General features: G+C 47.4%; 13 protein-coding genes. 4 read left to right on the top strand and 9 right to left on the bottom strand.

Annotation, left to right across the window (positions count from 1 at the left end):
• Positions 1 to 93: 93 nt before the first annotated feature.
• Positions 94 to 633 carry a helix-turn-helix domain-containing protein gene (locus AABA75_RS13625; protein ID WP_338293157.1) on the bottom strand — a complete coding sequence of 180 codons (540 nt, stop codon included), beginning with the start codon at positions 631 to 633 and terminating at the stop codon, positions 94 to 96.
• Positions 634 to 796: 163 nt separating this feature from the next.
• Here AABA75_RS13625 and AABA75_RS13620 point away from each other — a divergent pair, with 163 nt between their 5' ends.
• Positions 797 to 1,957 carry a benzoate/H(+) symporter BenE family transporter gene (locus tag AABA75_RS13620; protein WP_338293156.1) on the top strand — a complete coding sequence of 387 codons (1,161 nt, stop codon included), beginning with the start codon at positions 797 to 799 and terminating at the stop codon, positions 1,955 to 1,957.
• A gap of 12 nt (positions 1,958 to 1,969) precedes the next feature.
• Here AABA75_RS13620 and AABA75_RS13615 read toward each other — a convergent pair whose 3' ends face one another.
• The 7 genes from AABA75_RS13615 to AABA75_RS13585 all read right to left on the bottom strand — a co-directional run bounded on the left by AABA75_RS13615 (position 1,970) and on the right by AABA75_RS13585 (position 9,990).
• The gene (locus AABA75_RS13615; RefSeq protein WP_338293155.1) at positions 1,970 to 3,262 is read right to left on the bottom strand and encodes a sensor histidine kinase; all 1,293 of its coding nucleotides are present in this window, start codon (positions 3,260 to 3,262) and stop codon (positions 1,970 to 1,972) included.
• 42 nt (positions 3,263 to 3,304) lie between these two features.
• On the bottom strand, positions 3,305 to 4,687 hold the full coding sequence (locus AABA75_RS13610; RefSeq protein ID WP_338293154.1) for a sigma-54-dependent transcriptional regulator: 1,383 nt from the start codon (positions 4,685 to 4,687) through the stop codon (positions 3,305 to 3,307).
• A 77-nt stretch (positions 4,688 to 4,764) separates the two neighbouring features.
• Positions 4,765 to 5,970, bottom strand: a complete 1,206-nt coding sequence (locus AABA75_RS13605) for an ABC transporter permease (RefSeq protein ID WP_338293153.1) — start codon at positions 5,968 to 5,970, stop codon at positions 4,765 to 4,767.
• A gap of 12 nt (positions 5,971 to 5,982) precedes the next feature.
• On the bottom strand, positions 5,983 to 7,299 hold the full coding sequence (locus tag AABA75_RS13600; RefSeq protein ID WP_338293152.1) for an ABC transporter permease: 1,317 nt from the start codon (positions 7,297 to 7,299) through the stop codon (positions 5,983 to 5,985).
• A gap of 1 nt (position 7,300) precedes the next feature.
• A complete protein-coding gene (locus tag AABA75_RS13595; protein WP_338293151.1) occupies positions 7,301 to 8,017 on the bottom strand; it encodes an ABC transporter ATP-binding protein in 717 nt (238 codons plus the stop codon).
• Positions 8,018 to 8,058: 41 nt separating this feature from the next.
• Complete coding sequence (locus AABA75_RS13590; protein ID WP_425325579.1) at positions 8,059 to 9,357, bottom strand: efflux RND transporter periplasmic adaptor subunit; 1,299 nt, start codon at positions 9,355 to 9,357, stop codon at positions 8,059 to 8,061.
• Between the two features lie 261 nt (positions 9,358 to 9,618).
• A complete protein-coding gene (locus AABA75_RS13585) occupies positions 9,619 to 9,990 on the bottom strand; it encodes a winged helix-turn-helix transcriptional regulator (RefSeq protein ID WP_338294856.1) in 372 nt (123 codons plus the stop codon).
• Between the two features lie 109 nt (positions 9,991 to 10,099).
• On the opposite strand from AABA75_RS13585, the gene AABA75_RS13580 reads away from it, so the two are divergent.
• From AABA75_RS13580 to AABA75_RS13570, 3 genes are all read left to right on the top strand, one after another.
• Positions 10,100 to 10,681 (top strand): NAD(P)H-dependent oxidoreductase, encoded by a 582-nt coding sequence (locus AABA75_RS13580; RefSeq protein WP_338293150.1) that lies wholly within the window; start codon positions 10,100 to 10,102, stop codon positions 10,679 to 10,681.
• 22 nt (positions 10,682 to 10,703) lie between these two features.
• Complete coding sequence (locus AABA75_RS13575) at positions 10,704 to 11,252, top strand: redoxin domain-containing protein (protein ID WP_338293149.1); 549 nt, start codon at positions 10,704 to 10,706, stop codon at positions 11,250 to 11,252.
• Between the two features lie 214 nt (positions 11,253 to 11,466).
• Positions 11,467 to 12,429, top strand: a complete 963-nt coding sequence (locus AABA75_RS13570; RefSeq protein WP_338293148.1) for an ion transporter — start codon at positions 11,467 to 11,469, stop codon at positions 12,427 to 12,429.
• Here AABA75_RS13570 and AABA75_RS13565 read toward each other — a convergent pair.
• Complete coding sequence (locus tag AABA75_RS13565; RefSeq protein WP_338293147.1) at positions 12,404 to 13,660, bottom strand: low temperature requirement protein A; 1,257 nt, start codon at positions 13,658 to 13,660, stop codon at positions 12,404 to 12,406. The genes AABA75_RS13570 and AABA75_RS13565 overlap by 26 nt on opposite strands.
• Between the last annotated feature and the right edge of the window lie 181 nt (positions 13,661 to 13,841).

The raw sequence follows: 13,841 nt of genomic DNA, 5'->3' as shown, positions 1-13,841 counted from the left end.
AAGAAATATTACCCAAGAATAGCTATATACGGTGATAACTGCATGATTTTGATGATAATAAAGTTACCGGGATATTTAACGAAAGGGTAATGTTTAACCCGGATAACGGATAACATCCTGGAAAATGCACTGCGCGGAAATGGCCCTGTAGCCATGGGGTTGGTCGCTGTAAAAACGTACGCTTTCCCCTGCGTTAAACACTTGCCACTGATCATCGAAAAACAATGCCAGTTGACCTTGTAAAACATGAATGTGCTCGATAACACCAACACTGTGGGCCGAAGATAGCTGCTCATGATGATCTATTAATGTGATTTCGAACATTTCCAGCCGGGTGTCGGCTTGAAATGGAAACAGCGTTTTTACCTGCATGTTGCCATCCTCTGGAAAGGATTGTTCGCTACTGCGCAATGCCGGGGCGTTGCCAAAAAACGCCGAAAATGACACTTCCAGGCCGCTGGCAATTTTCCACAATGTCGCAATGGTAGGGCTGGACTCCTGGCGTTCAATCTGGCCCAGCATCGCCTTTGATACCCCGGTAAGTTTGGCAGTGGCATCCAGACTTAATCCTTTGTTTTTGCGAATGGTTTTCAAGTGTTGCGCAATTTCGGTGACGAATTCAGTGTGATCCATTGATAGGTGTACTCGAGTTTTTACTGATAATTATTGATTGTGCGTTATAGCGCACAATGTTATGGTTGTTTTGTGCGTTATAACGTCCAGAGTTTAGCAGGTTACTCTGCATTCGCACACTATCCGCCTGCAGATTATTCATAGCCAAATAGGGGGAAATGCCGTGAGCAAATTCAATGTCAGTCATATTTCGGCGGGCTTTACCGTAGTGCTGGTGGGTTACACCAGTGCCATTGCGATAGTGATTCAGGCGGCTAATGCAATGGGAGCAAACGCCGCTCAAACCCAAAGCTGGTTGTTGGCACTGGGGCTGGCGATGGGCTTCTCTTCTATTGGTTTTTCCTGGTTTTATAAAACACCGATAGTGACCGCCTGGTCTACACCTGGTGCTGTGCTACTGGCTGGAATGAGTTTTCAGTACGACATGGCACTTGTTGTGGGAGCATTTATGGTGAATGGCTTACTGATTTTTGCAACCGGAATGATAAAACCATTGAGTCGCGCTATTGAGAATATACCGCCAGTATTAGGCACCGCAATGTTGGGCGCGATACTACTGCCTTTTTGTCTTGGCAGTTTCACTGTGGTGGGCACCATGCCAATTGCGTTTGCCTTGATGTTTTTGACATTCTTGTTGGCCAAACATTTTATACCAAAATACGCCATGGCGTTGCTTTTAGTGGTTGCGATATTGCTGATGGTGTATCAAAGCGACCTGGCATTTTCCCAACTGGATTTTTCAATTGCAAAACCGGTTTGGGTGACCCCACAGCTGGATATCATGGCTGTGCTCAACTTAGCCATTCCTTTATATTTGGTTACCATGTTGTCGCAAAATTTGCCTGGCATTACTGTGCTGAAAACCCATGGTTATACTGTACCGGTAAAGCCCGTGCTACAGGGGACTGGACTGGTTAATGCAGTAATGGCTCCGCTAGGTGGGTTTAGCTTAAACCTCGCCGCTATCACCGCAGCAATTTGTATGACGCCTGAGGTGGATAGCGATCCGAAGCAACGATACAAAGCCGCATTGTGGGCTGGGGGATTCTATTGTTTGGCAGGTGTTTTTGCCACCGCTGTGGTGGGGCTGTTTTCAGCTATGCCGATAGAGATCATTAAAATGCTGGCGGGTTTTGCCTTGTTAGGCACCTTGGTGACGTGTTTGCACTCCGCGTTTAGTGACGCCAACAGCCGCGAATCGGCGTTACTGACTTTTTTGATTGTATTGTCAGGTATGCAGTTTTTGGGTTTGAGTTCGGTGATCTGGGGATTGTTGATTGGCGGCGGACACTTGTGGTTCACCTGCAAGCGTAACCAGGGCTAAATAGCCCTGGTTTTAGACGCCGGGTAAACTCACTCGCACACACAAGCCACCGTCTTTGCGGTTTTGCAAGGCGATGTGACCATGATGTGCTTCGGCGATTTCACGGCACAGGGCCAGGCCTAGACCGCTGCCACTGTTTTTGGTGGAGTAGAAGGGGATTAAGGCCTGGGATAGTACTGAATCTGACATACCTTTACCGCGATCCAGTACTTCGATGATGATGTTGTTATTGAAGGCGCGAATAGTCAGGTTTACTTCGTCTTTATCAGAGCCAGATTCATGGGCGTTTTTCAACAGGTTTATGAGCAACTGTTCCAGCTGAATAGGGTCAGCATTAAACTGGATGTCTTGTTGCTTGTCGTAATTGAACGCCCACTGTTCCGCTAACTGCGCTGCTAATTCATTGAAGTGGATTTTGCTCAGTTTGGGGGAGGGCAACTTGGCGAACTTGCCATAGCCTTGAACGAAGGTTACCAGGTGTTGGATGCGTTCTTCAATGGTGTTAAATACCCGATTAAGGCGGTTGTCTTGTACCTGTTCTGTGAGCAGCTTGCCACTGTTAAGCATCGAAGAAATGGGGCCTAAAGAATTATTTAATTCGTGACTGATAATGCGGATCACCTTCTTCCACACTGCCACTTCCTGACGACTTAATTCCCGAGTCATTTGTTTTAGTATATACAGCTGATGCTGCTGGTTATTTAACAAAAACTGTCCTGTGGCCAGGTGCCAGGTTTGTTGTTCATCGTTGTCGTGGCTGATGCTGAACAGGCCTTCTTGCGCCGCTTCAATCACATTGCTGACGCCTTGTGGAGCATTTTCCAGTAATTCAGATAACAGCAACCCCTCAAGCTTGGTGCTGTTAATGTGGAAAAAGTGGCGAGCCGCCCAATTGCTGAATACCACTTGATTACGATCATTGATAAGCACTAAGACTTCAGGTGAGTTTTGCAGCACCTTGTCCAGCATCAGTTCTCGCTGATAAATCCAGTGCTTTTCCGCCCGCAGTTTTTCCGCGGTTTGGTTGTATAGACGGCTAAGGTGTCCTAATTCATCATTATCATCATAAGACAGCAGTGAAGCATACTCACCGTCCAGAAAGTTCAGTAAGCCGGTTTCAAGGCCCGCCATGCCGAGGTTAAAGCGCTTCAGTGCATAGCCGCTAAGTTGCCAGCAGGCAAATACGATGGCCGCCAGTAGCAACAATTTATTGCTGACGCTGGTGTCCAGTAAATAGAAGGTAGGGATACAGGCAAATAGCGTGCAGCACAGCACCACTTTTTGCAGTTTTAGTTGAAGGTTCATGCTGTATTTTCGGGTTCCGGTATCCAGTGATTTGCTGCAGTATTAATAGTCTATGTCAAATTTTTGCAAGCGGCGATACAGGGCTTGTCGACTCATGCCAAACTGTTTTGCCACTCTGGCGATAACACCCTGATGAGCCTTCATGGCATCCAGCAATGCTTGTTTATCAGGCTCAGCATTGACTTGTGTCGGTGTTGCACTTGCATTGCCAGTAATTCCAGAGACAGCGCCAGTTGGCGGCGTGATGGTTTGGGCTTTTTGCTGCAGTGCAAAGTCTTCCGCTTCTAATATGCCTTCGGGTTTTAATACCTGCACTCGTTTGCAGGCGTTTTCCAGCTCACGCACATTGCCCGGCCAGTCGTGACTGGTGAGACGGTTTTGCGCGTTAAGACTCACATCACGGCCAGGTAAAAAGTGCTTTATGAGCGGCATGATATCATCGCGGCGTTCAGCCAGTGGTGGAATATTCAATTCAATGACATTGAGTCGATAATACAAATCTTCCCGGAACTGGCCATCGGCAATCATTTGCAACAAGTCGGCGTTGGTGGCAGATACCACTCTGACTTTAACGTTTTGCGTAGTAACCGAGCCCAGGCGTTCAAAATCGCCGGTTTGTAGTACCCGCAATAGTTTCGTTTGGCCATCAAGGGGTAAGTTACCGATTTCATCCAGAAACAGCGTGCCGCCGTTTGCAGCCTCAAAACGACCAATACGCGCTTTTTGGGCACCCGTGTAGGCACCGGCTTCAGCACCAAACAATTCTGCTTCTATGAGTTCTTTGGGCAACGCGCCTGCATTCACTTTGATAAAGGGGGCGTTGTTTAATGGTGACTGGGCCTGAATTAGCTCTGCTATTTTTTCTTTACCGCTGCCATTGGGTCCCGTGATCAGCACGGATACATCGGAGCGGGCCACTTGCAAAGCCATATCGATGGTGCGCTGCATGGGTTCACTGGCATACACCAAACCAATGTGCTCGGCGGCTTGATGGGCACTTGCCTGTGCCTGTTTTACTCTGGTTAACTGCTCAGATTGTGCATTGGCTTTGCCCAGCGCCACCAGGTTGGCAATGCTGGTCAGTAACTTGGCATCATCCCAGGGTTTGGCAATGTAATCAGCTGCGCCGGATTTCACCAGTTCAATGGCTTGCTCCAATTCTGTCCAGGCTGTGATCAAAATGATGGGCAAATGCTCATTGAGTTCCCGCAATTGATAAAACAGCGCGACACCTTCTTCACCAGAGGTGGTGTCGGCGGTAAAGTTCATGTCCTGAATCACCAGACTAATACTTTGATAGTCCACCACCTGAATCGCTTCAGCGGGGCAGGTGGCAGTGACGGGTTGATAGCCGTGTAGCTCCAGCATTAATGACAGTGCATCCAGCACGGCGGGATTGTCATCAACAATCAGTATTTTATCCATCTTACTCTGTGTTGATCCTGTCAGTGTGATGAAAATGAGTAGCGCCAGCGAGCGTTGGCGCTACGACTGACGGTTTATCAGATACTGCGGGTCGCAATACTCGGTGAAATATTGGCCGCGCGTTTGGCAGGTACAATAACCGCTAACAAGCTGATCAGCAATACAAATACCGCAGTACCTGCCACGTAGGCATAATCTAATGCTGGCAATGAGTACAACTGCATCAGCTGCTGAGCCACCAGTATTGCACCTATGCAGCCAACCACTAATCCACCGACGCACACCATGGTATTTTCCAATAGAAAATAACGGATGATGTCGGATTTGCGGGCACCGATGGCACGGCGCGTTCCGATTTGTTTGGTGCGTTTACTGATATTGAACAGCGTTAAACCAAAGATACCTAGTGCGGTAACAGAAACCAGTACCACAATTAACACCAGCAACATGCGCAACATCAATGTATCGGAAGCGTTATATTCTGCTTTGGCTTCGTCTAGTCCTTGCAAGGAAGTGATCACTCGTTGATTGTTTTCTTGCAATAACAAATCTTCCACCTGACGCATAATGGCGGCCCGTTCACTGGCGTGGGCGCGCACAATAAACTTCTGTCGTGCTGTACCGTTAACCATTGGGAAGATAACTACTTTTTCTGCCACGCTGCTATTGGGCCACGGTGACATCATATGCTCTACAATACCGATGATTTTGGCTGGGTCTGCGCCTACATAGAAGGTTTTACCTAACGGATCTTCATCCGGGAATAGTTCGTCAGCCCAGGCTTTGGTTACGATAGCAACAGTAGGCAACTTGTCGTAGTTCTGAGTGTGCACCACGTCTTCTTCGGTAAAGTTACGCCCTGCAATCAATTTGACACCCAAGGTATCAATCGCATTGTGATCCGCCATGGTATAGGCTGCGTTTGCTGAACGGCCATCCTCTGGTGCAGGAACGATACTGAAGCCGGAACTGGAGCCGCTACCAGACAAAGGCACGGCAGTAAAATGGGCGGCATTGATAACGCCCGGAATATTGCGCAGCAGGGTTTCATCCAGTTCAATCTGTTGATTGTAATCAGCGTTCTCTGCAAAGCTGGTAACTCTGAAATAAAACACTTCATCTTCAGGATAACCGGTATCTTGATTCAGATAGGTCATGCGGTCATAAATAATGAATGCGGCATTACTGACGATCGCAGTGGTAATGGCGATTTGAAACAGTAACATCAGGGCGCCCGCTTTAGAGCGCAACAGGGCGTTAAAAATGGGTTTTAATTCTGACATGTTGTCGTGCTCCTATTGAGTTTTCAGGTAGGTTGCAGGTGTGGTTCTGCAAACTAACCAAGCGGGATATAAACCAGCGACAATACAGGCGCTTATGGCAATGGCTGGTGCTGCCAGCAACATGCTGAGGTCCATAGTGGCCAGGTCGGTGTAATAATCTTGCGTCAGTCGCACGCCCCATAGCCCCAGTTGTGAGATACCAATACCCACAATACCGCCCATTAACCCCAGTAAGGATACTTCCACCAGGTGCTGATAGAATACTTGTCTTTTACTGGCACCCAAGGCACGACGCACGCCCACTTCCGGTGCACGGCGTAGGAATTTAGCTAAGAGCAAGCCAAGAATGTTGGCAAGGCACACCGCTAAAAACATAAAGCTCAGCCCAACAAGAATGCGGTTGTCTTCTGATACCACTTCCCGATATTCCATGGTTTCGATGACGTCACGCAATGCGTATTGCAATTCTTCACGGTCAAAACGCCCCAGCTTTTGCTGCTCCTGCATATAAGCCATCAGGTATTCACCGTATTCACGCTTTTCCTGCTCGCTGTTGAGTTCTACCCAAAACTGCAGCCACATTTCTTCCGACTGCATTTTTTTCTGGAAGGTGCTGGTGTCCTCGTGTTTCCAGCCATTGGTATTACCCCAGGTATCAATCTCAAACGCGGCAATCAGAGAGAAAGGCAAAAATAACTGCTCGGCATCATGGAAGGCACCATTGTTAACATCGTAAAATTTAATATTGATGTTCCACTGTTTCATTACACCGGTAACAACATAACTGCGGTTGTCCAGATAGATCATCTTGCCCACTGAGTTTTCGCCGCCGAACAGGCGATTGTTGATTTCTTCGTTGATCACCACCACAGGTGCAGCGTTTTCTTGCTGTTCCAAAGACCAAGGGCCGCCATAGACGAACTCCAGATTGAACATGTCAAACACTTCGCGATTAGTCATGCGTGCCAGCTCAATGAAAGGTTTTACCTCTGGGCTATTCATGTGTACTGAGAAACCCGCTTTCATGCTTGGGATTTTACGCTCAGGAATAGGGGCTTCAGTTAGTGCCATCACATCCTGATAAGTGAGCTGATAGGGCAGGCCGTCTGGCGAACCGCGACGGGTTCCTTCGCCCTCCATGGTTTGCAACTGCACATGAAACAAACTGCGACTTTTTTCCGGAATAGGGTCCATCGACATCATGTGGTATACCGACAGGCTGGTCATGGTAACACCAATGCCCACTGCCACAGCCAGCACCATTAAGGCGCTGACTACTGGTGTGCGCTTAAAGCTGCGCCAACTTAAATCAAGGTAATGTAAAAACATCTTAAGCTCCCGCGACTTTCTGCATTGGCTCTACACCATTACGTTGATACAGGGTGATATCTGCCATCTGGCCATCCACAATCTGCACGTTGCGCGGCGCACGACGGGCCAGTTCAGGATCGTGAGTTACCATGATAATGGTGGCGCCATCGCGATTGATTTGTTCCAGCAACTCCATTACCTGACGCGCCATTAAGCTGTCCAAGTTACCAGTGGGTTCGTCGGCCAGCAAAAAGCGTGGTTCACCCGCCAGGGCACGGGCGATGGCCACACGTTGTTGCTGACCGCCGGATAACTGCTGTGGTAGATGCTTGGCGCGACTGGCAAGGCCAACTTGCTCCAAGCATTTTTCGATGCGACGCTTGCGTTCAGCGGATTTTATACCGCGATAGCGCAGTGGCACTTCCACGTTTTCGTATAGGTTTAGGTCGGGGATCAGGTTGAAGCCCTGGAAGATAAAGCCGATTTTCTGGTTGCGTAAGTCAGCTCTGGCATTGTCAGACAGACTGCCAACATCCACGCCATCCAGAGTATATGTACCACCAGTGAAAGGCTCCAACATACCAGCGATATTCAAAAAGGTAGTTTTACCTGAGCCAGAGGGGCCGGTTACAGCAATAAACTCACCTTCGGCAACGTCCAGGTTAAAATCTTTTAAAGCATGCGTTTGTACCATTTCAGTTTGATACATTTTACTGATGTTTTGCATGGTTAACATAATCTGTTCCTTCTTTGTTCTGTCTTGTAATTTATCTGGTTTTAGCGCAGCAAGATGGCTGGCGCTTGTGCGAATTCGTCGTAATTAGAGATGATCAGTTGGTCGCCTGGCTGCACGCCGCTTAGCAATTCCACTTCCCGCATGCTGGTGGCGCCGATGCGAATATCGATGCGGCGCGCCACATCACCATCCAGGCGATAGGCCACAAAGCCGCCAGCTTGGGTAAAGCTGCCGCGACGCACTTTCAGCACATCCTGGCGCTGCTCCAGTAACACGCGAGCGGACAGTTGTTGATTCTGGCGGATGTTCATACTGGCATCGTGGTCAAACTTGACTCTCGCGGTAACCTGGCGCTCCGTCACTTCTGGAGAAATGGCAGAAAGGCTGCCTGTTACCGTACGGTTAGCCAGTTTCAGTTCAACATCCATACCCAGGCCTAAATCATTGGCGTAACTTTCTGGTACATTGATTTCAGCTTCATAAGCACTCAAATCCACTAACGTCATTAAGGTATCGTTTGCGGCAACCAGCGCTCTGTCTTGTACAAAAAGACTACCCACCATGCCATTGACACTGGCTTTAATGGTGAGTGCCTCAACCTGACGCTCAAGTTCTGAAACCACCAGGCGCTGGCGTTCAATGGTATTGCGCACCGATTCCAGTTCAAAGGCGAGGGTATCTTTGGCCAGCTCTACTTCTTGTTCGGCGTGTTTGAAGGTAACTTGTGCCCGTGCCAATTCGTCTTTGGCCTTTTCTAAATCAATTTGATTGATGAGGTGGTCTTTAATGGAAAGCTGAGCACGGCGATGTTCTCTGTCGGCGGCCACCAGGTCCAATTTGGCCAGATCCGCCTGTTTAGTGATGGTGAGGGTCTGACGACGGGTATCCAGCTCCTGGCGCGCAAATTCACCTTCTAATCTGGCCAACTCCGAACGTTCTTGTTTGAGTTGGTTGTCCAGCTCCGGGCTTTCTACCGTGGCCACTATTTGACCCTGTATCACATCTTCCCCAGCTTTCACTTGCAGATTCACAAAGCCTTTTTCCGGGCTATAAAGTTGTGGTGCATTGGCGGCAACCACTCGGCCGGTGGCCACGATATCTCGCATTAATACACCGCGTTCTACAGTTGCTATTTGCACTGCCGAGCGCGCCATTGAGATACTGGCATCACTGCTGTTAATAAAGGCATTGGCTGAAACTCCAGCAATTACTAAAACAGCGGCAGTGAACAGCAGCTTTATTTTTTTCCTGCGTGGCGTCGTATTCATGACCACATCCTGTGCACCAGTATCGCGAATCTTGGTGTCATTACCGCCAGTATGCATCCCTTGGTTCGTCATTATTTATCACCTCTTTTTAAAGCCAGGTAATCGTCGTAAACCGCTACGCAAAAAGCGAAGGCCAGGATAGTCAGTGGTGTGGTAAAAAACTGTAAAAGCAACATGGTTTCATTCCTTCGGTAAATCTCTCATGGAATAAAGCCAGTAGCGTGCCAGGTTTTAAGTTATTGAAAAATATAAGTAATTTGTTTTTTTTGGAATGTGAAAACTGTCCGCGGACACAAAAAGTGTCCGCAGCGGACACTTTTGTACGATCTACTTTTAGGTATTTCGCGTGCTGAGTTGATGGGATTCAGACCAGATACGGATATTATCCAGAATATCCAAAGCCGAGCGACCGAATTCGGTGAGTTGATAATTTACAGCAATGGGACGCTCAGAAATCAGCTCCCTGGTGACCATGTCGCGCTCTTCCAATTCTTTGAGCCGTTGGCCGATCATTTTTTTACTGGCACCGCCCAACATACGAGTTAAGTCATTAAAGCGCACCGGTCCGTCTTTCAGGTGGTACAAAATGGAGCCTGTCCATTTACCACCAATCAGGCGCATGCCTTGTTCGATGGCGCAGGGCTCCAGACAACTATTTAAAACAATTTTCCGGCCTTTACTATCTGTTTTTACTGAACTTTCCATCATTTCACTCGTTAAAATAACAGTGGTTACCAAAAGTATACTGGTTGATAAAGGTAATCTGGATAATAAAATATTGTCAAATGAATTTCGAGACTTGAGGAATAAGATTATGAGCAATGTTTTGATTATTAATGCCCACCATCACTACCCATTTGCACAGGGTAAGTTGAACGCTACCTTGGTAGATAAGGCACAAACTCTCTTGATGGGCAAAGGCTACGAAGTTCGGGTGGCTAAAACTGAAGGGGACTTTGATGTTGAGGCCGAACTGGCAAATCATCAGTGGGCAGATGTGGTGATATTGCAAACCCCGGTGAACTGGATGGGGGTCCCCTGGTCTTTTAAAAAGTACATGGACGAGGTGTACACCGCTGGTATGGGCGGAGCTTTATGCCATGGTGATGGGCGCAATGCGGAGCAACCCAAAGCCAATTACGGACGCGGTGGCGCATTAGATGGCACTAAATACATGCTGTCGCTGACCTTTAATGCTCCTGCTGAGTCTTTCAATGTGGCGGATGAGTTTTTCGAAGGTAAATCGGTGGATGATCTGTTCTTTCCGATGCATATGAATTTTAAATTCTTTGCCATGCAGCCATTACCTACATTTAGCTGTTTTGATGTGATGAAGAATGCCGAAGTGGAACAAGATTTTGCGCGCTTTGAAGCACACCTGAATCAGTACTTCTAATACATTATTGGAGTAATACATTATGAGTGAGATGAGTTATTCACAAAAGATCCATCCCGGTAGTCAGTTTCCTGAATTAAAAGCCAGGCTTTTGTCTGGTGAAGAGGTTGAGCTGGGCAAGCCTGGTCAGGATGCTGACTGGCGCATGGTAATCGTTTATCGAGGGCGTCACTGTCCACTTTGTACTAAGTATCTCAATGTCGCAGAGCAATATCTGGCCGCACTGAAAGACATCAAAGTGGATCTGGTGGCCGTTTCTGGAGACAGTGCTGAGCAGTTGCAAAGTCATTTGGAAAAGTTGCAGGTGTCTTTTCCATTAGCATACGGATTGAAAGTGGAACAGATGAAACAATTAGGTGTTTATATTTCCGAGCCGCGCTCGGAACAGGAAACCGATCATCCTTTTGCCGAGCCGGGTTTATTTGTGGTAAATCAGGAAGGCAAAGTGCAGGTGGTGGATATCTCTAACAATCCTTTCGTTCGACCTGAATTGCAGGCATTGGTGAATGGGCTAGGGTGGATCCGTAACCCTGACAATAATTATCCCATCAGAGGGATGCACCAGTATTGAGGAAGCCAGGCACCTTGATAAAAGCAATTGAAAATTCCAGGGCAATTTTGCCCTGGAATTTTTGTATTTTAAATTGGGGCGATTTAGCCCTGGTTGACGCATCTTGTGAAAATTCAGTGATGTGCGCTTTCCAATTCCACTATTTTTGATTACCGTTTCTGTAACTCCCATAGTGTATGGGTGTGGATGTTTAGAATAATAAATCGGAATGAAAATGAGTTTGCGCCAGAAAACCTACAACCTGTTAGAAAAAGATTTGAGTCGTTCTCTGGCCAATAAACTGCTGGGCAGTTTTATTATTGTGCTGATTGTTGCGAACGTGATTGCTGTCATCCTTGAATCACATCAGGCATTTGGCCAGCAATATGCCTATGGCTTTTACGCTTTCAATGTATTTTCTGTTGTGATCTTCACCATTGAGTACCTGGCGCGTGTTTGGGTATGTGTGGAAGCGCCCGGTGCGGATGCCAGTCAACCCATTAAAACCCGACTGCGCTATATGTTTAGTGCCGTTGCATTAGTTGATTTTCTGGCGATTGCACCATTTTATCTCACCTTCTTTATTAACATTGATTTGCGCTATCTACGTATGTTACGCATGCTTCGCTTGCTAAAGCTCACCCACTATTTTAAAGGCCTGGATATGTTTGTTTGCGTGTTACGCAAAGAACTGCCCACCATTGGGGCCGCGATTTTTACGGTAATGGTGTTGGTGGTTATGTCAGCCAGTATAATGTATGCCATTGAGCACCAGGCTCAGCCAGAGGTGTTTGGCAGCATCCCCAGCGCGATGTGGTGGGCAGTCGTGACTATGACCACTGTCGGTTATGGTGATGTTGTGCCTGTGACTGTGTTTGGCAAATTTATCGCAATGTTCATTATGCTATTGGGCGTTGGGATTGTGGCGTTGCCCGCGGCCATGCTGGCCGCTAAATTTGGTGACGAGTTGCGTTTACGTAAACAGCAACTGGAAGCTGAAGTTGATAATGCGCTGAGCGACGGATATGTGTCAAAAAGTGAGCGCGCGGATTTAGATCAGCTGGCAGAGCAGTTGGATTTGAGTCGAGACGATTTAGAGCAGTTAATCAAAAACCGAACTCTGGTGTTGGGCACATCGATTACGTGCCCACACTGTAAAAAGGCAATCAAACTCAGTCGTCATTCTGCGGCAGAGTAACGCATGCCTGAACGGCTTCTTCTTGTTCTGCGCTGGTGGCTTCTTCCTTAGACAGTGTCAGATAGGCTCTGGTTAAAGGAATAGCAATTTGTGATATCAACGCGCTACCCCACAGCAGGTTACCCACCAGTGCCGGGACGTGGGGCACAACGAATAAGGTAATTAAAGCCAATGCGACACCCAACATTCTGATTTTAGCCGTGGCAAAGCGATGTGCGACACGATGTTCGATATTGTATTGGATCCAAAGTAACGCCATTAAATAGCCCGCCAAACCCAGGCAACCAATCACCGCATATTTATAAGGGTAGGGGTCCCAGAATCCCACTTTAACTTCACCAGCAAGCGCAACGCCCACCATAATGGCACACAACATCAACACTAAGTGTCCCAGCCACCAACTAACCAGTGTGGATTTTTTGGTGTCTTTGGGTTTTCCGTTACCGGCAAAATCAAAGTAAATCCAGCAAAGCACAAACACGGATATGCCGCCGAACATGAAATTGCTGAGCACTTCATAGTTGGTTTTATAAATACCCTTTTCAGAGAGGGTAACCACCAGTTTGAAAAAGCCTTCACCGACGACTATCAGCATTAACAAGGCGAAACGCTCTGACATGTGGCCTAGTCGGGGCAAGAAGCGATCCAGTTCCAGTAAACCCACTTTGGGCAACATGTATTGTAGTTGAATGGTGACGATACCCGCAGCAAAAAGCATATAACTGTAGGGCGCCGGGATGAATGCACTGATGGCAAATACCAGTGCAAGTAGCGCAAAATTGCGGCTGGTTTTGCGGGAGAGAATGGATTCTTCCACTCCTAAACGCTCTGTTCTGTGGTACAGGAACGCGGTAATTGCTCGATTGGCTGCGTAACCCAATGCAAAGAACATCCAGCCCTTATCGTGGATATGGGGAATCGAAGCCGCCATCACCATCGCGGTAATGATTTGGCTGGACATAATCAGCCGGTGCTTAAAATCGGTACTCACATATAAAGAGTTAAAAACACTGGAATCTGCCCAGGCAAACCAGACGGCGGTGAAAAGTCCTGCAAATATGAAAAAACCTTCCACTGTTAAGTGGTGACTAAGATAGTTCCCCAGTAAAAAGATGATCACGACGTGAATAAGGTCATAAAACAACTCTACCCAGTGTACGTGATCGTGAGCGTGCTCGGCGTCCATGTGATGTTGCGGTGCACGCCACATAGGGTGGTTATCTAAAGCCATGTTTATTTTTCTCGAAATATAAAATTTAATAAGTTTAGCAAGTGTTTATGACATTTAAGAATTAATTGCAGGCACAATTACACAGAATACATGCCTGATTTTTTGTTGCCATTGAGCTGGTAATACCAGGGCTAATTAGCCCTGGTTTTTTGGCTTTAATTATTAGGGTAATTTAGCCCTG

This window comes from Planctobacterium marinum (assembly GCF_036322805.1).
Classification (GTDB): Bacteria; Pseudomonadota; Gammaproteobacteria; order Enterobacterales; family Alteromonadaceae; genus Planctobacterium; species Planctobacterium marinum_A.
The sequence above is the reverse complement of the archived record's forward strand: the minus strand, read 5'-3'. Positions and strand labels throughout refer to the sequence as shown.